18 protein-coding genes are annotated in these 24,018 nt (G+C 56.0%); 12 read left to right on the forward strand and 6 right to left on the reverse strand.

Translation table 11 applies throughout. From position 1 onward, the window contains the following. The first annotated feature begins 255 nt into the window (after window positions 1-255). Window positions 256-915, forward strand: a complete 660-nt coding sequence (gene upp, locus BMW31_RS05120) for a uracil phosphoribosyltransferase (RefSeq protein WP_091821995.1) — start codon at window positions 256-258, stop codon at window positions 913-915. Window positions 916-1,110: 195 nt separating this feature from the next. Beyond that, window positions 1,111-2,007, forward strand: coding sequence for a patatin-like phospholipase family protein (locus tag BMW31_RS05125; protein ID WP_091821997.1), 897 nt, complete (start codon window positions 1,111-1,113; stop codon window positions 2,005-2,007). Here the strand turns inward: BMW31_RS05125 and BMW31_RS05130 are convergent. Beyond that, a complete protein-coding gene (locus BMW31_RS05130) occupies window positions 2,004-2,462 on the reverse strand; it encodes a hypothetical protein (protein WP_091822000.1) in 459 nt (152 codons plus the stop codon). The two genes, BMW31_RS05125 and BMW31_RS05130, sit on opposite strands and share 4 nt — an antisense overlap. Before the next feature lie 210 nt (window positions 2,463-2,672). On the opposite strand from BMW31_RS05130, the gene BMW31_RS05135 reads away from it, so the two are divergent. Further along, complete coding sequence (locus tag BMW31_RS05135; protein ID WP_091822003.1) at window positions 2,673-3,896, forward strand: serpin family protein; 1,224 nt, start codon at window positions 2,673-2,675, stop codon at window positions 3,894-3,896. Between the two features lie 903 nt (window positions 3,897-4,799). Here BMW31_RS05135 and trhA read toward each other — a convergent pair. Beyond that, on the reverse strand, window positions 4,800-5,456 hold the full coding sequence (gene trhA, locus BMW31_RS05140) for a PAQR family membrane homeostasis protein TrhA (RefSeq protein ID WP_091822006.1): 657 nt from the start codon (window positions 5,454-5,456) through the stop codon (window positions 4,800-4,802). 237 nt (window positions 5,457-5,693) lie between these two features. Here trhA and BMW31_RS05145 point away from each other — a divergent pair, with 237 nt between their 5' ends. Continuing rightward, window positions 5,694-6,431, forward strand: a complete 738-nt coding sequence (locus tag BMW31_RS05145; RefSeq protein ID WP_143049148.1) for a hypothetical protein — start codon at window positions 5,694-5,696, stop codon at window positions 6,429-6,431. An 883-nt stretch (window positions 6,432-7,314) separates the two neighbouring features. On the opposite strand, the gene rnr is transcribed toward BMW31_RS05145, so the two are convergent. Continuing rightward, window positions 7,315-9,510 carry a ribonuclease R gene (gene rnr / locus BMW31_RS05150; RefSeq protein ID WP_091822011.1) on the reverse strand — a complete coding sequence of 732 codons (2,196 nt, stop codon included), beginning with the start codon at window positions 9,508-9,510 and terminating at the stop codon, window positions 7,315-7,317. A gap of 411 nt (window positions 9,511-9,921) precedes the next feature. On the opposite strand from rnr, the gene BMW31_RS05155 reads away from it, so the two are divergent. The 7 genes from BMW31_RS05155 (at window position 9,922) to BMW31_RS05185 (ending at window position 19,076) form a co-directional block, all read left to right on the forward strand. Next, on the forward strand, window positions 9,922-10,917 hold the full coding sequence (locus tag BMW31_RS05155) for an NAD-dependent epimerase/dehydratase family protein (protein ID WP_091822013.1): 996 nt from the start codon (window positions 9,922-9,924) through the stop codon (window positions 10,915-10,917). Between the two features lie 27 nt (window positions 10,918-10,944). Beyond that, the gene (locus tag BMW31_RS05160; RefSeq protein ID WP_091822016.1) at window positions 10,945-11,910 is read left to right on the forward strand and encodes a phosphatase PAP2 family protein; all 966 of its coding nucleotides are present in this window, start codon (window positions 10,945-10,947) and stop codon (window positions 11,908-11,910) included. A gap of 88 nt (window positions 11,911-11,998) precedes the next feature. Then, entirely contained in the window at window positions 11,999-13,339 is a 1,341-nt protein-coding gene (miaB, locus tag BMW31_RS05165) for a tRNA (N6-isopentenyl adenosine(37)-C2)-methylthiotransferase MiaB (RefSeq protein ID WP_091822019.1), read from the forward strand. A 57-nt stretch (window positions 13,340-13,396) separates the two neighbouring features. Beyond that, window positions 13,397-15,226, forward strand: a complete 1,830-nt coding sequence (locus BMW31_RS05170) for an ABC transporter ATP-binding protein (RefSeq protein WP_091822021.1) — start codon at window positions 13,397-13,399, stop codon at window positions 15,224-15,226. A 9-nt stretch (window positions 15,227-15,235) separates the two neighbouring features. Continuing rightward, the gene (locus BMW31_RS05175) at window positions 15,236-17,233 is read left to right on the forward strand and encodes an LTA synthase family protein (protein ID WP_091822024.1); all 1,998 of its coding nucleotides are present in this window, start codon (window positions 15,236-15,238) and stop codon (window positions 17,231-17,233) included. 49 nt (window positions 17,234-17,282) lie between these two features. Continuing rightward, on the forward strand, window positions 17,283-18,260 hold the full coding sequence (locus BMW31_RS05180; RefSeq protein ID WP_091822136.1) for a lysophospholipid acyltransferase family protein: 978 nt from the start codon (window positions 17,283-17,285) through the stop codon (window positions 18,258-18,260). Between the two features lie 3 nt (window positions 18,261-18,263). Next, window positions 18,264-19,076, forward strand: coding sequence for an alpha-1,2-fucosyltransferase (locus BMW31_RS05185; RefSeq protein ID WP_091822026.1), 813 nt, complete (start codon window positions 18,264-18,266; stop codon window positions 19,074-19,076). Here the strand turns inward: BMW31_RS05185 and BMW31_RS05190 are convergent. Continuing rightward, window positions 19,069-19,323 (reverse strand): hypothetical protein, encoded by a 255-nt coding sequence (locus BMW31_RS05190; protein WP_091822029.1) that lies wholly within the window; start codon window positions 19,321-19,323, stop codon window positions 19,069-19,071. The genes BMW31_RS05185 and BMW31_RS05190 overlap by 8 nt on opposite strands. 1,164 nt (window positions 19,324-20,487) lie before the next feature. Here BMW31_RS05190 and BMW31_RS05195 point away from each other — a divergent pair. Beyond that, the gene (locus BMW31_RS05195; protein WP_091822032.1) at window positions 20,488-20,976 is read left to right on the forward strand and encodes a hypothetical protein; all 489 of its coding nucleotides are present in this window, start codon (window positions 20,488-20,490) and stop codon (window positions 20,974-20,976) included. 177 nt (window positions 20,977-21,153) lie between these two features. On the opposite strand, the gene BMW31_RS05200 is transcribed toward BMW31_RS05195, so the two are convergent. Further along, window positions 21,154-23,403, reverse strand: coding sequence for a GH92 family glycosyl hydrolase (locus BMW31_RS05200; RefSeq protein ID WP_091822034.1), 2,250 nt, complete (start codon window positions 23,401-23,403; stop codon window positions 21,154-21,156). Between the two features lie 78 nt (window positions 23,404-23,481). Then, window positions 23,482-23,979: a GNAT family N-acetyltransferase gene (locus BMW31_RS05205; protein ID WP_091822037.1), complete on the reverse strand. Its 498-nt coding sequence runs from the start codon at window positions 23,977-23,979 to the stop codon at window positions 23,482-23,484. Between the last annotated feature and the right edge of the window lie 39 nt (window positions 23,980-24,018).

The following is a 24,018-nucleotide window of genomic DNA, read 5'->3' on the forward strand; positions in this document are numbered from 1 at the left end:
ATAAAATGTATTTAGTTGTGAATAATATCTCTTATCCTTGAATGCGGTTTTAAACCGACCGCAAAGTTATCAAAAAAGTGCCGAAACTCAAGCACCGACGCCGAAAAAAAGTCGTTAACTTATCCTTTTTAGGTTAAAGAAGCTAAAAAAGAACAGGCAGAAAATACATTTGCAATTCACACTTTGCAAAAATAAATCGTTTTTCCTACTTTTGCAACGGCTACGAACAGCCAGACATCAACATATTCCGAAAAAATGAAAATCATTAATCTCAGCGAGCAAAACTCCATTATCAACCAGTACATGGCCGAGATACGAGACAAAGAGTATCAGAAAAACAGGCTGCTGTTTCGCAACAACATCAAGCGCATTGGCCAGTACGAGGCCTTTGAGATATCAAAGACGCTGGACTACGAGGCCAGGGAGATTGCCACGCCTTTGGGCATATCGACGGTGAATGTGCCGACAGACAAGATGGTGCTGGCCACCATCTTCCGCGCCGGACTGCCGTTCCACGAGGGTTTCCTCGAAGTTTTCGACCATGCGGGCAACGCCTTCGTGAGCGCTTACCGCGAGTATGAAGACGCCGAACACCACAAGGTGGGCATCCACGTAGAGTACCTCGCCACGCCGAGTATCGACGAGAAGAACCTCATCATCGCCGACCCGATGCTGGCAACGGGCGGCAGCATGGAGCTGGGTTACAAGGCTTTTCTCACCAAGGGCACGCCGAAGCGCATCCACGTGTGCTGCGTCATCGCCACGCCCGAGGGCATTGCGCACATCCGCAAGACGTTCCCCGAAGACAAGACCACCGTATGGTGCGCCGCCATAGACCCCGGCATGAACGAGCACAAGTACATTGTGCCGGGCTTCGGCGATGCCGGAGACCTCAGCTATGGAGACAAGCTGTAGTCCCCGTTGGGGCCTACAAGAAGTTAAGGAAGTTAAGGTAGATAAAGAAGTTAAAGGCCAATGGCCGCTAATTACGGGCTTCCCGCTTCAGGAAAAATGAGCTGCAGGCCAATGGCCTTTAACTTCCGGAGCGGCCGGAAGGCCGCGATAACTTCCTTAACTACTATAACTTCTCAAAACAAAAAGAAGAAACAAATGACCGGACTGGTACTGGAAGGCGGAGCCCTCAGGGGACTTTTCTCCGCGGGAATTATGGATGTGATGATGGAAAACGGCATTCCCATCGACGGACTGATAGGGGTCTCGGCAGGTGCTGCGTTCGGTTGCAACTACAAGTCGCGCCAACCGGGGCGCTGCATCCGCTACAACACCCGCTTTGCCCGCGACTGGCGCTACTGCAGTCTGCGCTCACTGCTCACCACGGGCGACCTCTTCGGCGGCGAATTCTGTTACCACGAGATGCCCAAGAAGCTCGATATTTTCGACGAAAAGACCTTCGACGACAACCCCATGGAGTTCTACGCAGTGTGCACCGACGTAGAGACAGGCCGCCCGGTGTACCAAAAACTGATGCACCACTCTTACGAGTGCTACGAGTGGATACGTGCTTCGGCCTCCATGCCCGTTGTTTCGCGCCTCGTGAAGATTGGCGGCCGCAAGCTGCTCGACGGCGGGATAGCCGACTCCATACCGCTGCGCTACTTCCAGAATGCAGGCTACAGGCGCAACATCGTTATCGAGACGCAGCCGCGCGATTACGTGAAAGGCCCCAACAGGCTCCTGCCGCTCTTCCGGCTGGTGCTGCGCCGCTATCCCGAATTTCTGAAGACGGCCGCCCAAAGGCATCTGATGTACAACGAGCAGAAGGCCTACGTGAGGCAGCAGGAGGCCTTGGGGCAAACGCTCGTGCTGCGTCCGGAGAAGCCGCTGCCCATCGGCCACCTGAGCAGCAACCCCGACGAGATGCGCCGCGTGTACGACATAGGCTACCGGATGGGGCTGAAACGGCTGGACGACATCCGCCGCTTTGTCAGCGCCTCCGCATCAGCTGATAAAGGAGAAGCCGCCGGCCACGCCGCCGAAACCGATTAATCGCCGCCCTGCTCACCACGTGCGCCAGCTGCAGATGCCGCCGGTTCCCGCTTCCGGTGCAGCCTTTTAATCACCCAGCCTATAACGAAACTGGCTATGATGTTGGGCACCAACGTAAACACCAGCCACACAACGGGAACAACAATGGCATAAAACAACGGGTCGCTGAAGCCGCATCGCGGCCCAGGTGGTTCGCCGCTATCCCTTAGAACGGGTATGAGCAGCAGCAAAAACACCGCCACCGCAGAAGCTGCAGTTATCAGCAGGCCCCATATACCCCACTCCGGCTGCTTGTAGACCAGCCACACCAGCGAGGCCGAAACCAGGAACACCAGCCCCAACAGCGGCACATACTCCCACGGCATGCCCCCAAACAACAGCCACACCCCCATCAGGCAGCCGTAGAGCGTATAGCCCACGGCCAGCTCCAGGTATCTGCGCGTTCGTAAACTCATCGTCTTTCTTTTGGCGCAAATATAGGTATAAGTTCCTGAAAACGCAAACTTTCCGGCGCCGAAAAGCTGCCGCAGCCGCTTGCGCCAAGCCTTCCGGAAACGTAAAAAACACTTTTTTCACCTACGTTTTACCGTTTTTAACATTCCGCGAGGCAAGATTCCGCCTTTCTGATCTTTTACTCATACAGAACAACCTAAAACATACAGCACATGAAAAAGATGTTTTTATGGGCCTTGCCGCTCCTGTTTTGCGTTGCTTGCGACAACGACGACCCGGCTCCCGACGGCCCCATCCACGTGGAATTCACCCAAGTAAACCAAACCGATTATGCTGCCGCGGGCAATAAGTTTGCCGACAAGCTCTTCAACCACCTCGCTGCACTGCCCGACAATGCCAACGGCAACGTAACCGTTTCGCCCGTAAGCATGCAGTATCTGCTCGCTATGGTGGCCAACGGGGCCAGCGACGAGGCGCGCGATGAGATACGCAAGGCCCTCAGCATGAACGACTTTACGCTCGACGACATCAACACCCACAGCTCCGAACTTATCCACAAGCTGCCCACCGAAGATGCTTACGTGAACCTCGAGCTGGCCAACGGCGCCTGGACCGACAAGGCTTTCGAGCCCAAGACATCGTTCGTTGACCGATTGAAGGCATCCTACGATGCCGAATTCGGCACCCTTGATTTCGCCCAACATACCGCAGATGCCGCCGCTGCCATCAACAAGTGGGCTAACGACAAGACACATGGACTCATCCCGAAGGTATCTCTCGACATCACAAACGAGACGCAGATGGTGCTGGCAAACGCCGTCTACTTCAACGGCAAGTGGAGCAATCCGTTCGACAAGAAAGACACTCGCGACGCGCCCTTCACCAACGAAGACGGCACAAAAGCTACCGTCCACATGATGTCGTCGGAACTTACGGCGCCGCTCTATCAGGCCGACGGGCTCACAGCCGTTGAGCTCCCGTACGGCAAGGGCTACTTCAGCATGATGCTCGTCATGCCCGACGAGGGGCGCCCTATTGCCGACTTTAACTCCACCTTCGACTGGTGGGAGCTGCACCAGAAGATGAACAGCAACGTTGGCATGATAGTCCGCCTGCCCCGTTTCACCGTAATCAACAAGTGGAAACAACTCGTCGACGCCTGCAAGGCTATGGGCATAGAGCGCATTTTCAAAGAGGGAGGGCTCTCGAACCTGAGCGACACCCCGCTGGCAATTAGCCAGATATGCCAGGATATACATACAGCAGTCGACGAATCTGGCACCAAGGCCGCCGCTGTAAGTACCGCCTCCATTGATCTCGCATCCCCAGGCATAATCGAACCACCCATCATCGAGTTCAATCGTCCGTTCCTCTACATCATCCGCGAGAACACTACGGGCACCATCCTCTTTATGGGCAAGATAGCCAAACTGTAGCGGCAGCCGGGCCGGCAGCCCCTGCGGCGCCGCCGTTTCCGCCCAACCGTTATTATAAAAGGAGTCGATTTCACCGTCGGCTCCTTTTTTATTGGCCTGCGGATGCAGGCTGCCGGCCGTGCACAAGCCCACCCAAGACAGAGTAGCTTATTCTGAAAGACAGAGTAGCTTATTTTTAAAGACAGAGTAACAGAGTAAGTTTTTTGTTGTCGTATGTCTTTATATAAACAGGAACAAACAAGCAACAGTTGGCAGAAAGGCTAACTGGTATCCTCCCCTTAGAAAGGGGAGGCGGAGGAGGGGATGATATAATGGCAAGCTGTCGGCAATCTTCAGGCAGCCTGTTGGTAATCTTTGGGTGCAATCATCCCCTCCTATCCTCCCCTTTCTAAGGGGAGGATACAGGCTTGTCTTGTGGATATTGGCAGGTAATTGTCCGTCTGTCGTCCCTCTTCTTAGGCCGATAAGCAGCGAAAAAATTACTTTGTTACTCTGTCTTCATCCCACTGCAGCAGCAGAAAAAATACGCTGTTACTCTGTCTTTAACCCACACCAACCACCCCGCTGCAAGCCACAAGCAGCGAAAAAATTACTCTGTTACTCTGTCTTTAACCCACACCAGCTATCCCGCAGCAAGCCACAAGCAACAAAAAACTTACTCTGTTACTCTGTCTTTAAAAACAAGCTACTCTGTCTCTTTTATCCCCTCACAGCGCAGCAAAAAATCTCCCTGCGGCACGGAGGTGCCTTTCAAGCTCCTTGAAGGACATCTCCAAGGGGCTAAAAGGTATCGTTCAAGCCCCTTGAAAGGCACCTTTTACATTCCCGCTTGTAACTGGTTGAATTTCAATAGTTTGTATTTAAGGGCAAAAAATCTCTTCTCCGATCCGTCCGAAGCGGCGCTTAGATGTACTCCATCAGGATGTCCCACACGGCAATGATGTGGCACACGGAGCCTAAGAGCACGAAGAAATGGAACACGGTGTGCATGTACCGGCGCTTGTGCAGGGTGTAGAAGAGGGCGCCGGTGATGTAGGCAACGCCCTCGGCCACTATCCACCACACCGCTGCTGCACTCAAGGCAGCTATCAGAGGCTTGAAGGCAACCAGCACGCTCAGCCCCATTCCCACGAAGCAAAGCGTCTCTACGTTGCTGTGACTGCGCAGGTGGCGGAAGCTCATCACCGTTCCAGCGATGGCGCAGAGCCAGATGAAGACGAACAAACCCCACCCCCAGTAGCCTTGCTGGCGCAGCGCGATGAGCGTGATGGGCGAGTAGGAGCCGGCAATGTGCCAGTAGATGGCGGCATGGTCACACCGCCGCAGGCGCTCCTTCCACTTGGAATAGGCCGAAAGAGCATGGTAAACGGTAGATGCCACGTAAGAACACAGCATGCCGAAGAGGTACAGGATGACGCCTGCCGTGGCCCATCCGTTGTGCGCGCGGAAGCACCACAGCAGGAAGATGACGCCGAACACCGCGCCCAGCGCTATGCCGCCGGCGTGGCTCCAGGAGTTCCAAAGCTCCTCGTTGTGACTGAAATGTATCTTTCGGTGCATGGTTAGGTGATGGTGGTTGGGTGTTAAGAGGATTGCATGTTACAAAGGTAGGAAACTTTTTCGGCTGCGGCAAGAAACCGGCAACAAATTGTCAGCAGGGCTTCATTTGTTTGCATCCGTCAACAAAAACCGCAAAAAATAACGAAAAAGGCATCGAGATGCCGAGAAAAGTGTTACTTTTGCAATTGACGGGTGGCTGTAACCGCGCCGCCGGAAGTACCTGAAAACAAGTTTGACATGAAACAAAAAACACTTTTTCGCTTACATGCTGTTGCCGCAACAGCGTTCGCCTTGCTGTTCGAAGCATTGATGATAGCCTTTGCCAGCTGGCCGTACAGCCTGCTGTTCGGCATCGTTATCGCCGTCTACATTTATATTATATGGACTGAGAAGGAGCAACTGAAGAAGCATGATGGCGACACCTTCCTCCTTAATCTCGACCTACTCGGCGTTGGCTGCATGGCTCTCAACTCGTACTATGCCCTCGCCGGGCTCGTCGTTGTGGCGGGGTTCTGCGTTACGGGCTGGCTTACGGCGCGCCAGGCCAAGCCCAAACGCAACCGCGAGTATAACCGCCTGGTGGAGAGCCTGCGCCTGTTGCTGCTGCTGGCTCTGCCTGTTGCCGCCGCCTACCAGTGCTGGAGAGATAGGGAAAGTTGGCTCTTCCTGGCGGTGCAGCTGGCATGCTTTGCCGCCATCTTCGGCATCGTAGCCTACTGGAGCTACCGCCACATGTTTACGGACAGCGACTGGCTGCCCGCATGGCAGATGCACTTAGACCCCGGCTTTGCCCTTGCGCTGCTGATAGTGGGCTGGCTTACCTATGGCGACAGCGAGCAGTTGGTAATAGACCAGCCCCATCCGGCCCAGCTGCTGCTGTGCCTGTACCTGATTGTAGAGGTTGTGCAGCGCCTGCTCTGGATATGTTTTGCGCCGCACGAGCAGCAATCCGCACAGCACGACAACGTGCGCTGACCGCCCTGCCCGCACAGGATAAAAAGCTGCCTCCATGCCCCCCGCAGCCGAAGAGTTACGCTGTTACGCTGTCTGTAACAACAAGCACCAAGCCTGCTGCAAACCTGCAGCAGCAGTTCCTCCCCTTAGAAAGGGGAGGTTAGGAGGGGATGATAACCGCAGCTTTTTAGCAATAACTTGCTAATTGGTCATCCCCTCCTCCGCCTCCCCTTTCTAAGGGGAGGATACCAGTTTGTCTTTTGATTATTAACATATAAGGAGTTAGCTGGCGGATGCGTACAGGCGCCAGGGTATCCTCCCCTTAGAAAGGGGAGGTTAGGAGGGGATGACAACACCCAATATTACCAACAGGCTGCCTGATGATTGCCGACAGCTTGTCATCATATCATCCCCTCCTCCGCCTCCCCTTTCCAAGGGGAGGATACCAGTTACCCTTTTGGCTATTATTATGTACGGAGTTAGTTGGCGTATGCGTATAGGCGCCAGAGTATCCTCTCCTTAGAAAGGGGAGGTTAGGAGGGGATGATGGCACGCAAAGATTGCCAACTGCCTGCCTGAAGATTGCCAACTGCTTGCCATCACATCATCCCCTCCTCCGCCTCCCCTTTCCAAGGGGAGGATACCAGTTACCTTTTCTGCCAACTGTTGCTTGTTTGTTCCTATTTATAGAAGGATATACGACAGCGAAAAAATTACTCTGTTACGCTGTCTGTAACCCACAACAGTCAGCGCACTGCAAGTAACAAGCAACAAAAAAATTACTCTGTTACTCTGTCTGTAACCCACAACAGTCAGCGCACTGCAAGTAACAAGCAACGAAAAAAATACTCTGTTACTCTGTCTTTAAACCCAAGCAGCAGGCCGGCAGCAAAGGAGCGGCACGCTAACCGGCCAGCGTAAAGTCGAGCTGACGCTTCTCCAAGTTGGCCTGAGCCACCTTGATGCGGATGGCATCGCCTAACTGGTACTTGTGGTGACGGCGCCTGCCGCGCAGACAGAAGTTGCGTTCGTCGAACTCGTAGTAGTCGTCGTCCAGGTCTCTTATGGGCACCATGCCCTCGCAGTGGTTCTCATCAATCTCGGCGTAGATGCCGTAGGAGGTTATTCCACTGATGTGGGCATCGTACTCCTCGCCTATCTTGTCGCCCATGAACTCCACCATCTTGTACTTGATAGAGTCGCGTTCGGCGTTCTGAGCCACCAGTTCCATGTCCGAGCAGTGCTCACACAGCTCCTCGTAATGCTTCTCGTTGGCCGACCGGCCGCCAGCCTGATAGCGCGTGAGCAGGCGGTGCACCATCGTGTCGGGATAGCGGCGGATGGGCGAGGTGAAATGAGTATAGTAGTCGAAGGCCAGACCGAAGTGGCCGATGTTATGCACACTGTACTTTGCCTTCATCATGGCACGCAGGGCGACACGCTGGATTATCTTCTCTTCGGGCCTGCCCTCGCAGGCGTCCATCAGCTTGTTGATGCTCTTGGCCATGGCGCTCTTGGTGCCGTCGGTCTTCACTTTGTAGCCGAACTTGACGATGTATTCGCGCAAGGTCTCCATCTTCTGCGGGTCCGGATTGTCGTGTACGCGGTACGGCAGCGTCTTGGCATGGCGGCCGCGGCCCACCTTTCCCACGCTCTCGGCTACTGTGCGGTTGGCCAGAAGCATGAATTCTTCGATGAGTTTGTTGGCATCCTTGGAGCGCTTGAAGTAGCAGCGCGTGGGCTTGCCGTGCTCATCGACGTCGAAATGCAGTTCCTCCGAGTCGAATTTCACGGCTCCGTTGGCGAACCGTTTGGCCCGGAGGAGCTTGGCGAGGCGGTCGAGCGTGATGATTTCTGTTGCGTACTGGCCCCGGTAACCGCCCTTGGGAGCGGGCGGAGCAGGCTGCCCCGTGCCGTCAACTACGCCGTTGTCTTCGAGCAGCTGCTGTGCTTCTTCGTAGGCATAGCGGCGGTTGGAGCGGATAATGGTGTGCACGATGCGGTACGCCTTGACGTTGGCATCGTCGTCGAGGTTGAAGATCACGCTGTATGCCAGCTTGTCTTCATCGGGCCGGAGGGAACAAACGAAGTTGCAGAGGCGCTCCGGAAGCATGGGAATGGTGCGGTCCACGAGGTAAACTGACGTGGCCCGGCGCTCTGCCTCGCGGTCTATGATGTCGCCCTCCTTGACGTAGTGCGACACGTCGGCTATGTGTACGCCCACCTGCCAGAGGCCCTTGTCCAGCTGCTTGATGCTGAGCGCGTCGTCAAAGTCCTTGGCATCGCGCGGGTCGATGGTGCATGTCCAGGTGTCGCGGAAGTCCTCCCGCTCCCTTACATCCTGCTCGGTAATCTCTCCGGTAATCTTGTCGGCGGCCTGTTCCACGGCCTTCGGGTACTTGTAAGGCAGCCCGTACTGTGCCAGGATGGTGTTCATCTCCACGTCGTTGTCGCCCTTCTGGCCCAGCACATCCACCACTTCGCCTACCAGACTCTTGTGTTCGGCGTCCGGCCACTGTATGATGCGCACCACAGCCTTGTCGTCCGTCTTGCCGCCTTTGAGCTTTCGGCGCGGTATGATGATATCGTGAACGAAGGTGGTCTCGGGTGTCACGAGGTACGCCATGTTCTTGTCAACGCGCAATCGGCCCACGAACTCGTCCTTCTTGCGCTGCAGTATCTCGATGACCTGTGCCTCTTTCATGTGGCGCGAGCGCCGGGCCATGAACTGAACCCTCACCCTGTCGCCGTTCAGAGCCCACAACGAGTTGCGCTCACTCACGAAGATGGGGTTGGCGCCACCGTCGGGTATGAAGGAGTTCTTGCCGTTCGGCTTGCGCACGAAGGTACCTTCCTGCACCTGTCCTTTCTGGTTCAGGCGGTAGCTTGTATCGGAGGCTTTGGCCAGGAAGTCGTCCCACGCCATCTCTTCCATGATTTCTATGGCGAGCATCTTGAGCGGATGAGTGTCCAGATGCAGTGTGCGGAAGATGTCCTTGAATGCCAGTGTCTTGTCGGGTTGCGAGGAGAACAGTCCTTCGAGCTTCTCGGCCAGCTGCTTCTTCGACATGCGTTTTCCACCTTTATTTGTCTTTCCCATAATATGTATGTTTGAATTACAGACCACAAATTAACAAAATAAAATCCATACTCGCCGCTTTCGGCCCCATTATTTTACATTCTTTTTGATTGCAAACACCCGCAGCGCGGGTACCGCCGCCCATCACCCGCCACCCCACATCCATCACCCAACACCCCGCCACCCATCACCCAGAAACTTTCGACACTTGTCGCACGATTGTGCGACACCTGTGGAACGATTGTGCGACAAGTGTCGAAAGTTCCCGAAAGGCACCTCCAAGCAGCCGGAGCGGCGCCTCCGCGCACCCCGCAGTGCCTCACGGACGGGGCTGCGAACGGCCTGAGAAGCTGAAAAAACACTAAAATAAGGCTCTTTATTTTGTAATACGCTGGTTTTCATGTAATTTTGTAACCAAATTGAAATTTCCGAATGAAAATACTTATTACCGGTGCCAGCGGTTTCATCGGCAGCTTTATCGTTGAAGAAGCCCTTGAGAGAGGGATGGAAACTTGGGCGGCCGTGAGGCCAAGCAGCTCGCGTCGGTATCTCTCCGACGCGCGGATAAACTTCATCGAGCTGGACTTCTCGTCGGCCGAAAAGCTGCAGGAGCAGCTGCGGGGGCACGAGTTCGACTACGTGGTGCACGCGGCCGGCGTAACGAAGTGCCTGCACAAGAGCGACTTCTTCCATGTGAACACCGAGGGAACCAAGAACCTTGTGAACGCCATTATTGCCCTGCAGATGCCCATCCGGCGGTTCGTGTACCTGAGTTCGCTCAGCATCTTCGGTGCCATCAGGGAGCAGCAGCCCTACCGCGAGATAACGGAGCACGACGTGCCCAAGCCCAACACGGCCTATGGGCAGAGCAAGCTGGAGGCCGAACGCTATCTGGACTCCATCGGGAACAACTTTCCGTACATCGTGCTGCGGCCCACCGGCGTGTACGGTCCGCGCGAGCGCGACTACTTTCTGATGGTAAAAAGCATCAAGGAGCACACCGACTTCTCGGTAGGTTTCCGCCGCCAGGACATCACCTTCGTGTATGTGAAGGACGTGGTGCAGGCCGTCTTCCTCTCGCTCGACCACGGCATGAGCGGCCGCAAATACTTCCTGAGCGACGGACAGGTGTACCGGTCGGCCACGTTCAGCAACTACGTGCACGAAGAACTTGGCCGGCCGTGGTGGATACGCATCAAGGCGCCGCTGTGGCTGCTGCGCATCGTGACCTTTGCAGGTGAGCGCATAGGCCGGGCAACGGGCCGGATGACGGCACTGAACGACGACAAGTACAACATCCTGAAGCAGCGCAACTGGCGCTGCGACATAGAACCGGCCATGGACGAGCTGGGCTATCACCCCCACTACACGCTCCGCGAGGGCGTAAAGGAGGCCGTTCAGTGGTACAGGAACAACGGCTGGCTGTAGCCACCCGATGCAAACAGAACTCAAGAAATGAAGCATTTCCTCATCAATCTATTCAAGATAGACCGGCAGCCGCGCAAAGGTCTGCTGCCCGTGGAGTGGGTAATGGGCGGCTACTTGCTGCTTACGCTCCTCATCGTGCTCTTTGCCTACACCAAGATTGCTAACCCCGAATCGATGATAACGGGGCGTATGCGCATCGTGGCCATTACGGTGGCGCTGTGGATAGTGTACCGCCTGGTGCCTTGCCGCTTTACGGTCATGCTGCGGGTGCTGGCACAGATGCTGCTCCTGGGGTGGTGGTATCCCGATACATACGAGATTAACCGCTTGCTGCCCAACCTCGACCACGTCTTTGCCACGTGGGAGCAGGGCCTCTTCGGGTTCCAGCCCGCGCTGGTGTTTGCCGCCAACTACCCGCAGAGATGGGTGAGCGAGCTGATGGACATGGCCTACTCGGCCTACTTCCCGCTCATAGCCACGGTGGCTTTCTTCTACTTCTTCCGCCGCTACAAAGAGTTCCAGCGGTGCGCGTTCGTCATCATGGCCTCGTTCTTCGTGTACTACGTGGTGTTCATCCTGCTGCCCGTTGCGGGGCCGATGTTCTACTACAAGGCCGTGGGAACGGGCGAGATAGCGCGCGGCATCTTTCCCGACGTGGGCTATTACTTCAACTCCCACCGCGACATGCTGCCCTCTCCGGGGTGGAAGGACGGGTTCTTTTACCAGATGGTGGCCGATGTTCACGCTGCCGGCGAGCGCCCCACGGCTGCTTTCCCCAGCTCTCACGTGGGCATCTCCACAGTGTGCATGCTGCTTGCATGGCACTCGGGCAACCGCAGGTTGTTCTACTTGCTGCTGCCGTTCTACGTGTTGCTGTGCCTTTCTACGGTCTACATCCAGGCTCACTACGCCATCGATGCCCTCGCGGGGCTCGTTACGGGGGCGCTGCTCTACGGCAGCCTGATGGCTGTTTCGCGCAAGATGCGGTCCTGACGGCACTATCTGCCGGGCTTTCACGTCGGGATGCAAGGCCGTACGGAATATTTTTCGTACCTTTGCACCTCCATTATTGAACAAGAAAATGAAGAAACTATACATCGAAACTTACGGCTGCCAGATGAATGTAGCTGACTCCGAGGTGGTTGCCTCGATAATGAAAATGGCCGGTTACGAGGTCTGCGAGCGTGAAGAAGAGGCCGACGCCGTATTCCTGAACACGTGTTCGGTGCGGGAGAATGCCGAGAACAAAATCTATAACCGCCTCGACACGCTGCACGCCGAGCAAAAGAAAGGCCGCCAACTCATACTCGGCGTACTGGGTTGCATGGCCGAACGGGTGAAGGAAGACCTCATCAGCAACCACCATGCCAACCTGGTGTGCGGGCCCGATGCCTATCTCAACCTGCCGGAGATGATAGCTTCCGTGGAGCTTGGCCAGCCGGCCATAGACATCGAACTGTCGAAGACGGAGACCTACCGCGACGTTATACCGCAGCGGATAGGCGGCAACCACGTGAGCGGATTCGTGAGTATTATGCGCGGATGCAATAACTTCTGCCACTATTGTATCGTGCCCTACACCCGCGGAAGGGAGCGCAGCCGCGACCCGGAGAGCATCATCCGCGAGGTGATGGACCTGCACCATAAGGGCTTCAGGGAAGTTACGCTGCTGGGACAGAACGTGAACAGCTACGGTCTCTCACCCTCCGGCAAGCGCGAGGAGGGCTCGCTCTCGTTCGCAAACCTGCTCAGGCGCGTTGCCGAAGCTGTGCCCCGGATGCGCGTCCGCTTCACGACATCCAACCCGGAGGACATGAGCGAGGACATCCTCCACGCCATTGCAGCCGAGCCCAACTTATGTAACCACATCCATTTCCCCGCACAGAGCGGCAGCAACAAGATACTCAAGCTCATGAACCGCAAATATACACGGGAGGAATATCTGGCCAAGGTGGACGCCATACGCCGCATCATACCCGGTTGCGGCATCACGACGGATATCTTCGTGGGCTATCACGACGAGACCGATGAGGACTATCAGGAGACGCTCTCGCTGGTTCGGGAGGTGGGATTCGACAGTGCTTTCATGTTCAAATACTCCGAGCGGCCGGGCACCTACGCCGCCCAGCACCTGCCGGACAACGTACCGGAGGAGGTGAAGCTGCGCCGCTTGAACGAACTCATTGCCCTGCAGACCGACATCAGCGCCCAACGAAACCGCGAAGACGAAGGCAAGGAGTTCGATATCCTTATCGAGAGCTTCAGCAAACGCAGCCGGGAGCAGCTCATGGGGCGCACGGAGCAGAACAAGGCCGTTGTCATCCCGAAGGGCAATCACCACATAGGCGAGACCGTGCGGGTACGCATCACCGGCTCCACCAGCGCCACCCTGCTGGGCGAGGAGATTGCCCGGGCCGAATAACAAGAGGCCTGCCGTTTTTTTGGTTTATCGGATTTATTGCACTATATTTGCAGTGTCATGAAGGAATTCCTACTCGTTCTCCGGCGGTTTGTACCGCCTTACAAGAAGTATCTCGTGCTATCGGTACTGTTCAACATCCTCTCCGCGGTGCTGAACATCTTCTCTTTTGCCGCCTTGATACCCATTCTGCAGATACTGTTCAAGACCGAAGGGGCCGGCAAGGCTACGGAGCTGATGGCCTGGAACTGGTCGAACCTGAAAGAAGTGGTGTCGAACAATGCCGATTACTACGTGCAGCAGTTCATCAATACCATGGGAGCAACCACCACGCTGCTCGTCATCGGGCTGTTCCTGGCTTTCATGACGTTCCTCAAAACGGGCGCCTACTTCCTCTCCTCGGCCTCTATCATACCCATACGGACGGGTGTCGTGCGCGATATTCGTAACCAACTGTACCGCAAAATCAATGAACTGTCGCTCGGATTCTTCAGTGAAGAGCGCAAGGGAGACATCATCGCCCGCATGAGCGGCGACGTTCAGGAGATTGAGAACAGCATTATGTCGAGCCTCGACATGCTCTTCAAGAACCCCATCCTCATCCTTTTCTACTTCGGAACGCTGATAGTCATCAGCTGGCAGCTCACACTCTTCACCATTATCTTTGTGCCTCTGTTCGGCTGGTTCATGGGTTTCGTGGGCCGCAAGCTGAAACAGAAGTCCATCAAAGCACAGGGACTGTGGAGCGATACGATGAGTCAGGTGGAGGAAACGCTTGGTGGACTGCGCATCATCAAGGCTTTCGGCGCCGAGGAAAAGATGAACGAGCGGTTCGACAAGGTAAACACAGCCTACCGCAACGACATCATGCGGGTGAACATACGCCAGCAGCTGGCCCATCCCATGAGCGAGTTTCTGGGCACGGTGATGATAGTCATCGTGCTGTGGGTGGGCGGCATACTGGTTCTGAACTACCACTCGCTGGGCGGTCCCACGTTTATTTACTACCTCGTCATGCTCTACAGCATCATCAATCCGCTCAAGGAGTTCTCCAAAGCGGGCTACAACATCCCCAAGGGACTGGCTTCCATGGAGCGCGTAGACAAGATACTGAAGGCCGAAGTGGAGATTAAAGAAGCCCCGGAGCCTGTCCGCATCAGCAGCTTCAGGCACCAGATAGAGTTCCGCCACGTATCTTTCAGGTACGACCAGCAATGGGTGCTGCGCGACATCAACCTCATTATTCCCAAAGGAAAGACCGTAGCACTGGTGGGACAGAGCGGCAGCGGCAAGTCTACCCTTGTAGACCTGATACCGCGCTACTATGATGTACAGGAGGGCGAGGTGCTCATCGACGGCATCAACGTAAAGGACCTGGGCGTGCATGACCTGCGTCAGCTCATCGGCAACGTAAATCAGGAGGCCATTCTCTTTAACGATACCTTCCGCAACAACATCACCTTCGGCGTAGAGAACGCAACCGACGAGCAGGTGGAGCAGGCTGCCAGGATTGCCAATGCCTACGACTTCATCACTAACTCGGAAAAAGGGTTCGACACGAACATAGGCGATCGCGGCGGCAGACTGAGCGGCGGACAGCGCCAACGTGTAAGTATTGCCCGGGCGATACTGAAGAACCCGCCCATTCTGATACTCGACGAAGCCACCTCGGCACTTGATACAGAGAGCGAGCGGCTGGTTCAGGACGCCCTTGAACGGCTCATGAAGACACGCACCACCATAGCCATTGCCCACCGGTTGAGCACCATCAGGAACGCCGACGAAATCTGCGTGCTCCACGAAGGCCGCATCGTAGAGCGCGGCAGCCACGAGTCGCTGCTCGCCGCAGGCGGCTATTACCGGAAGCTGCACGACATGCAGGAAGTCTAAACACACGATATGAAAAAGAAGAAGATAAGCATACTCGACACGATGGCCGGCCCCTTTGCCGCCATGTTGGTAAACCTGCTGATGGCATTTGCCGTCTATTTCGTTGCCCGCGTGGAGTTTCTGCTCGAAAACTACAGCTATTTTTCCTCCGACCTTTCCCTCTCCCACCTCGCTACCATGTTCTGGGGCGGTTACATCTTCGACCGTTCGGCCATCACGTACAGCAACATTCTCTACATCGTCCTTATGCTCTTTCCGCTCTGGATGAAGGAGAACCGCCTCTACCACCTGGCGTGCAAGTGGGTTTTCGTGGCTGTAAACGCACTCACGTTCATCATCAATCTCTGCGATTCCGTCTACTTCCCCTACACCCTCCGGCGCACAACAACGAGCGTGTTCCGCGAGTTCAGCAACGAGAACAACCTCGCCGACGTGTTCTGGGGCGAGCTTCTTGTGCACTGGTACCTCGTGTTGCTGGCCGCCGTTGTTATCTGGGGCATGTGGAAACTCTACCTCATGCCGAAGACGCACCGCAGCCAGTTCGCCACCACAGGCCAGCGTTTGAAGTTCGGTCTCGTGCAGTTACTGCTCCTGGCAGCCATCACCCCGCTGGCCGTAGGGGCCTGTCGGGGCGGCCTGGGCACGGGAATACGCCCCATAACCATCAACAATGCCAACCAGTACGTGCACCGTCCCACGGAGTGCGCGCTCGTTCTGAACACGCCCTTCTCGCTGATGCGCACCATCGGAAAGGACATCTTCGAGGTTCCCGACTACTTCCGGAGCCCGGAGGAGGCACAGGCAGTCTTCGACCCCATACACAGACCGAAGCCTGCACACGCCTTCCGCAAGAAGAACGTGGTGGTGCTGATAGTCGAGAGCTTTGGCCGAGAGTACATCGGAGCACTCAACAAGATGTACTTCGGCGGCAAGTACCGGGGCTACACGCCACAGGTAGACAAGCTCATCGCCAAGAGTGCCGTGTATTACTACTCCTTCTGCAACGGCCGCAAGAGCATAGACGGCATGCCGTCTATACTGAGCAGCATCCCGATGTTCAAGGAACCGTTCGTACTTACGCCCGCTTCCATGAACACCTACACCGGACTGGCAGGCCTGCTGGCCAAGGAGGGCTACCAGACTTCTTTCTTCCACGGTGCCAACCGCGGCTCCATGGGCTTCATGGCCTTTGCCAACAAGACCGGCTTCCAGCAGTACTACGGCAGGCAGGACTATGCTGCCGACCCGCGCTTTGGCGGCGATGCCGACTTTGACACGCACTGGGGCATCTGGGACGAGCCCTTCCTGCAGTACTGGTGTGCCAAGCTCAACGAGATGAAACAGCCCTTCATGACGGCCTGCTTCACCGTTTCGTCGCACACGCCCTACGTTGTTCCCGATAAATATAAAGATGTATTCCCCGAAGAGGGAATAGCTATACACAAGTGCATCCGCTACACCGACATGGCCATCGGCAAGTTCTTCGAGGCCGCCAGCAGGCAGCCGTGGTTCAAGAACACCATCTTCGTCATGACGAGCGACCACACCAACCTGAGCGATCACAAGCAATATCAGACCGACATCGGCGGCTTCAGCTCGCCCATCATCATCTTCGACCCCAGCGGCGAGGTGCAACCGGGCATGCGCAACGGCATCGCCCAGCAGATTGACATCATGCCCACGGTGCTCAGCATACTGGGTTACGGCAAGCCCTACCTCTCCTTCGGCTGCGACCTCATGACCACTCCGATGCTTGACACCTACGCCGTAAACTACCTGAACGGCGTCTACCAGTACGTAAAACATGGCTACACCATGCAGTTCAACGGCCGGAAAGTGGTCGGGATGTACAAACTCACCGACCTCCTCATGCAGCACAACCTCGTTGACAAGGTACCTCTTCAGCGACAGATGGAGCGCGAACTCAAGGCCATCATTTACCAGTATATGTACCGGATGGTAAATGACAGGCTCATGCCGGAGGGCAAGATAACAGATAAAAGATAAGAGATAAGAGATAACAGATAAGGGATAATGAGATAAAGGGATGAAGACGATGGGCAAAGCTATCAGTTATTTGGCTTACGGAGCTGTCTACGGGCTCTGGTACGTGGCGTCGCTGCTGCCGCTGCGTGTGCTCTACGTGTTCTCCGACCTTATTTACCTCGTCCTGGGCAGGCTGGTTAAGTACCGCCACAACATTATCCGGAAGAACCTGACCACGAGCTTCCCCGAGAAGACCCACGACGAGCTGCGCGCCATAGAGCACCGGTTCTACCGCTGGTTCTGCGACTATCTGGTCGAAACCGTTAAGCTCATGACCATGAGCCGCAGCCAGATGATGCGCCGCATGCAGTTTACCGGCATGGAGACCATCAACGAGATAGCCGCCCAGGGACAGTCCATAGCCGTTTACCTGGGCCACTACGGCCAGTGGGAATGGATAACCTCGCTGCCCTACTGGGTAACTGACAGGCTGCAATGCACCGAGATTTACCACCCGCTGGAGAACCCTTACTTCGACCGCTTGTTCCGTAACGTGCGCCAGAAGCGCAACTCGCTCTGCATTCCCATGGCCGAAGTGCTGCGCCGGGTGGTTGAATACCGCCGCCAGGGGCAGCCCATCATCCTGGGCTATATCTCCGACCAGGCACCCTTCTGGAACAACATTCACCACTGGGTCAACTTCCTCAACCACGATACTCCCGTGCTCACGGGCGGCGAACAGATACAGCGCAAGATGAACCAGGCCGTGTTCTACGGCTCCGTACGCCGCGTGCGCCGGGGCTACTACACCTGCCACATGCAGCTCATCACGCGCCATCCGGCCGATATTGAGCCCTTCGGCATTACCGACATCTACTACCGCAAGCTGGAGGAGAGCATCCGCCGCGACCCCACCATCTACCTGTGGAGCCACAACAGGTGGAAACGCACGCGCCAGGAGTTCAACATCAGGCTCGATAAAGAAACCGGCAGGGTTGACCTGGGCCCGCTGGAAGAAATCAAACGCCGCAAAGGCATCAAACCGTAAGCCATGATATTCGTCAGAGACAAGGGCCGCATGTGCAACAACATCCTGCAGTACGGCCATCTGTATGCCTGGGGGCGCGAGCACGGACGCACCACCATGTCCATGCGCTTTGCCTATAAGTACCCCTACTTCCACATCTGCAACACCCCGCACCACAACTTCTTCTGCTACTGCCTGGGCAAGTATGCCGCCAAGGCGGGCCTCATTGCCACCGTGAGCTTTGACTCCCGGGAGGCCGACACGGCAGCGCTGGAGCAGCAGCTCATGGCCCACCGCAACGTGATGGCTCAGGGATGGTACGCCCGCTTCTACGACCTCTTCCTGAAGTACAAGGCCGATATCATCGCACTCTTCGCCTTCCACGCCGACATAGAGGCTGCCACGGCGCGCCGGCTGCAGGGCTCCGAGGACTGCATCAGGCTCGGTGTGCACATCCGCCGGGGCGACTATGCCACCTGGCAGGGCGGCCGCTACCTCTTTACCGATGAGCAGTACATCGCCGTCATCAGCCAGTTCGTGGCCCTGCACCCCGCGAGCCGCGTGCGCATCTACATCTGCGGCAACGACCCGAAGCTCGATTGCGGCAAGTTCCTTGCGGCCTTCGGCCAGGGCAACGTTGTCTTTCCCGACGGCAACCCGGGGCAGGATCTCTGTCTGCTCTCCCACTGCAACTACCTAATAGGTGCCCCGAGCACCTTCTCGCTCGTAGCTTCCATGTACCACGACACGCCACTTTACTGGATAAAGGATGCCGAGGCGCCGCTGCAGGAGGACAGCTTCGGGCGGTTCGAGGAGCTGTTCAGGAAGATTATTTAAGACCTCTCCCCCTTCCCCTCCCCGAGGGGGAGGGGGGTACTTCTGCTCTTCCTGCTTTCTTTCGCTTGCTTCCGCTTCGCTTGTTTTTTGTTCTTTCCCTGTCTGCCTGTACCTTTTCATTTCCTTTATTCCCTCGTTTTTTTCTTTGTAGAGGTTCTTTTCTCCCCAGCTCCCTTCTCCTTTCTTCTCCGCAAACCTCATCCCCTCCCATCCTCTCCTTTACAAGGAGAGGAACCGCAGGCTGCATTTCTGCTTATCAGTAATAACAAGCAAGAATACAACAGCAGCAAGTCAAATCTGTATCCTCCCCTTAGAAAGGGGAGGATAGGAGGGGATGATTACACCAAAAGATTACCAACAGCCTGCCGGAAGATTGACAACAGCTTGCCATCACATCATCCCCTCCTCCGCCTCCCCTTTCTAAGGGGAGGATACCAGTTTGCTTTTTAACTATTAATATATAAGGAGTTAGCTGGCGTATGCGTACAGGCGCCAGGGTATCCTCCCCTTGGAAAGGGGAGGTTAGGAGGGGATGATACCCGCAGCTGCTGGCGTTTGCGGTCCTTAATAGCAAACTGTTGGAATTCAGATAGTTACAAACAACGAAGCAAAAGGTGGCTTTCAAGGCCCTTGAACGATACCTTTTAGCCTCTTGAAGATGCCCTTCAAGGATCTTGAAAGGCATCTCCGTGCCGCGTGGCTGTATTTTGCTGTGCTGTGAGGAGATAAAAAAAACAGAGCTGCTGATTATTAAAGACAGAGTAACAAAGTAATTTTTTCGCTGTCGTATGTCTTTATATAAACAGGAACAAACAAGCAACAGTTGGCAGAAAGGCTAACTGGTATCCTCCCCTTAGAAAGGGGAGGCGGAGGAGGGGATGATATAATGGCAAATTAACTATGGCGTATCAGCAGGATAACCGTTTCTTGCTGCGGGTATCATCCCCTCCTAACCTCCCCTTTCTAAGGGGAGGATACAGGCTTGTCTTGTGGATGTTGACAGGTAATTGTCCATCTCTCATCCCTCTTCTTGGGTCTAAAAGCAGCAAAAAAATTACTCTGTTACTTTGTCTGTAACCCGCAGCAGCCACCCCGCAGCAAGCAACAAGCAGCAAAAAAATACTCTGTTACTCTGTCTTTAAAAACAAGCAGCAGGCCAGCAACAAAGCAGTAGCAGCAGAGGAATTACGCAGTTACGCTGGCCCTGGCCTCATCCTGCCCCGCAGGAGCTATATCTTTTAACTGTTAAAAACGTAAATGGAACTTTTTGTGCCAGGCTGGCGTGTATCTTTGCAACCGATGACAGCCGGATATGAGCAGACTGTTTTCATGATAACACGCCGGCGCCGCGCCGCTTGCTGCAAACGCACGGTGCCGGCAAACCGATAACCTTATTAATAAAAAGAACAAAATGGAAGAAGAGTTTACATTCTACGACGACCTGAACAAACAACCTGAACGCAAGAAAGAAGTGATGAAGAAGATGGCTGCCGACTATGGCCGCATTATCAGCCACTCGCCGGGCGAGGGGCTGCACTGGCGCGGCACCAAGCTCGACCTGATTGAAATGGCCCACGTGGCCTTTGTACACGGCAGCCTGAGAGACCCTATGGGGTCGCCGCTCAGCTTCGCCACGCTGGTAAGGAGGGGCTGTGCAGTCTTCGGACTGGCCGTTCCGCGCAACCCCAGAGCCTATGCCGAGAAGGCACGCCAACGCAAGGGCATCTTCCAATGTCCGTTCTTTGCGCGGTATGCCTGGCAGCTGTACCGCAACGACAACTGCGAACCTATGGGCTGTTACGTAGACTGCGGGGGTGCTCCTGCTGTGCCCTCGAAGAAAGGGAAGGTTACTTTGAAGCGAAGAACCAGATGCAGGCAAACATCAGCAAGTGGAAGATGACGAGTGCCACTACGGCAATCTTCGATTTTCGGAGAATGGATTGCTTGGTCATAAGGGGCTATATAAATAAGGTGATAGCGTATGGTTTCGGGCCGGCCGGGCAGCTGCGGTGCCACTGGGAGTGCCACCGGGGGGTTGAAACAGCCCCTGCCGGCACTCCCGCAGCAGCCTGCGCAGCTACTTTACGCCCGCGCTGGGCGGCGCTGCCTGGGCGTCGGCACCCCACTCCTTGTTAGGATGGCGGCCCATCTGCAGCACCAGCGTGGCGCCGTCCTTGATGTCGTCGTGGCTGAACCAGGGCTTGTTCCAGGGCTTGCCGTTCAGGGTCGCGCTCTGTATATACTTGTTCTCGTCCGAGTTTCCGTTAGCAACAATCTCCAGAATCCTGCCGTTGCCCAGGCGCACCTTGATGCGGCTGAAGAGCGGACTGCCGATGTTGTAGGCCGGAAAGCCGGGCGTTACGGGGTAGAAACCGATGGAGGAGAAGACTGCAAAGGCAGTGAGGCCGCCGCCGTCCTCATCGCCCGGTATGCCCATCACGTCGTTTCGGAACCACGTCTTGAGCACTTGGCGCACGCGTTTCTGCGTCATCCATGGCTGTCCTGCGTAGTTATATAAATAAGGTATGTGCAGAGAAGGCTCGTTGGCCATGGTAAACTGGCCTATGTTACCGGTCTGGTCGGGCAGCTGGGTGTAGAATTCGCGCTTGCCGCGGCCCATGGGTTCGGCAAACGTCTGGTTCAGGTTGCGGACGAACTGCTCGCGTCCGCCCATCAAGCTGATGAGGTCGGCCACGTTGTGTTGTACGTCCCAGCGGTAGGTCCAGCCGTTGTTTTCGTCGTAGGTGTCACGCACTCCGACGCCTCCCGAGAAGCGGTAGTCGAACGGTTCGAGGAACCGGCCCTCGCTGTCCTTGGGGTGGAAGAACGCCGTCTGCGGGTTGAAGAGGTTGCGGTAGTTGTAACCCAGGGCGGCGTAGCGGGCCGCCTCCTTCTTTTTACCCATGAAGGCAGCAATGCGGGAGAGTGCCCACTCGTCGTAGCTCGTGCCGAGGGTAACGGCCACGGGCTGCCTTTTCTCGAAGCTGCTCACGTTGGGGTCGGTCTCTGCCTCGCCCTCCCGCAGTGCCGGAATGTAGCCGTGCTGCTTGTAGAAGCTGTCTATCCAGCCGGCAGGTTTGCCGCTCCAGGGCGCCAGAGTCTTCTCCTCGAGGGCCTTGCGGCTGTACTCGAAGCCCCGCTTGGCGTCAACCTTGAGCCCCTTGTAGAGTGCATCGGCTATCATGGCCACGCCGTGGTTGGAGTTCATTCGGCGCGAGTCGCCGCTCACCTCGGGAAAAGTGGGCAGCCATCCGGTTCCCATCTGCTCGGCCATAAGCAGGTACGACTCGATGATGTCTTCCTCCTTGCGCGGCTGAATGAGTGCGCGCAGGGGGTGGGCGGCACGGTACGTGTCCCAAATCCAGTCGTCGGTATAGAACGGGCGGCCACCGTCGGCGTGCACCTTTCCGTCGTACGCGCTCCAGTAACGGCCGTCCTCGCTCATGCAGATGGGGCGCTCAAAGGTGCGGTAGTACGAGGTGTAGAGCACTGTTCGCTGGTTGTCGCTGCCTCCCTCCACGTCAATGGCCGAGAGGGTTGTGTTCCATTCGGCCCTTCCATCGGCCAGGAGCTTCTGCAGGTTGTAGCCTTGCTGCTCGCGGTAGAGGTTCTTGCGGGCCTGCTCCTCGCTGATGAAAGAGACGCCGTAGCGCAGGTTAACGTGCCCGGTGCCGTCGGCAAAGCGCAGCACGGCGCAGGAGTTGTCGCCCCGGGCCTGCTTGTCGGCGCTCATGTGGCCATCCTTCAGGATGCCGCTCTCAACGGGTTGCTGCTCCGTTTCGGCATAAAGATAGACGCGCGTGTTGCCGTACACCTCCTGATATCCGCTCACGCTGTTGCCGCTGATGGCAATGGCGCCCTTCTGCGAGTTGATGAGCACGTACACGGGTTGGCCCTGCCGGAAGTCGAGGGTGTACATGGCACTCTGGTGGGAGAGGGCATAGTGGGCGGCCAGCTGGTTGTCGTTGAGCTCTATATCGAAGCCGTAGGGGGTGATTTTCTCGTGGTCGTAGTTCATCGGAACTACCGGTTGGAGCTGCTGCCCCTGATAGGGAGTGATGCTGAAGGCCGACCGCTCGCGGTGATTAGTTACGATAACGGGCAGCCCGTTGACAAGTTCTGTGGTGTAATCGGCCCGTGCCGGATACACGCGCAGCATGCTGTTGGGCAGCTGCACGGTAGCAAACGTGGGCACCAGCAGGTGACTGATGTTGCCGATGTAGGGGTTCACGTAGTCAACCGGCTGCTTCTGTTGGGCCGATAGCGGCTGTACCGTAAGCATGGAGAGCACGAACGCTGCCGTGCCAAGTAGTTGGTTAAGTTTCATTTTATATTGGTTTTAATGCTGTAATCTTACCTCTAAGGGGCGTAAGGAGCAAGGGTAAGGGCATGGGTTACACCTTATTTATATGTTCATCGCCATGATGTAGTCGTTCATATAGAAGCCGTGGCCGATGTCGAAGTCGCCTTCACGGTCCTTGTGCATGCCCAGATGCTCGTAGAAACCTATGGCCGGATTGTTCCGGTTCACGTGCAGCTCCATCTTGAGTGGGGCCGGATGGCACTCTTTCACATACTTCACGGCCTGCTCGAAGAGGTACCGGCCGGTGCCGGAGCCCTGCGCCCACGGCAGCACATATATCTTCTGCAGCTCCCAGACGTCGTCATCAACGGGCTGGACGGATACGTAGCCCGTCTCTCTTCCATCCTCCGAGGCTATCAGATAGGTGTGGTGCTGCTCCGCCATCTGGCTTTCGAGGCTGCTGACGGAGTACATCCAGTCCATCATGAACGCTATCTGTTCGGGCGAGATGATGCCGGCATAGGTGCGGGGAAACACCTCCGAGGCCATGTGGTGTATCAGTCGGCAGTCTGCCGTGGTAGCTTTGCGGATTTCTCTCATTGCTTAAAAACGCGTTAGATGTACGCAAAAGTACCCATA

The organism is Prevotella sp. kh1p2 (assembly GCF_900111525.1).
GTDB lineage: Bacteria > Bacteroidota > Bacteroidia > Bacteroidales > Bacteroidaceae > Prevotella.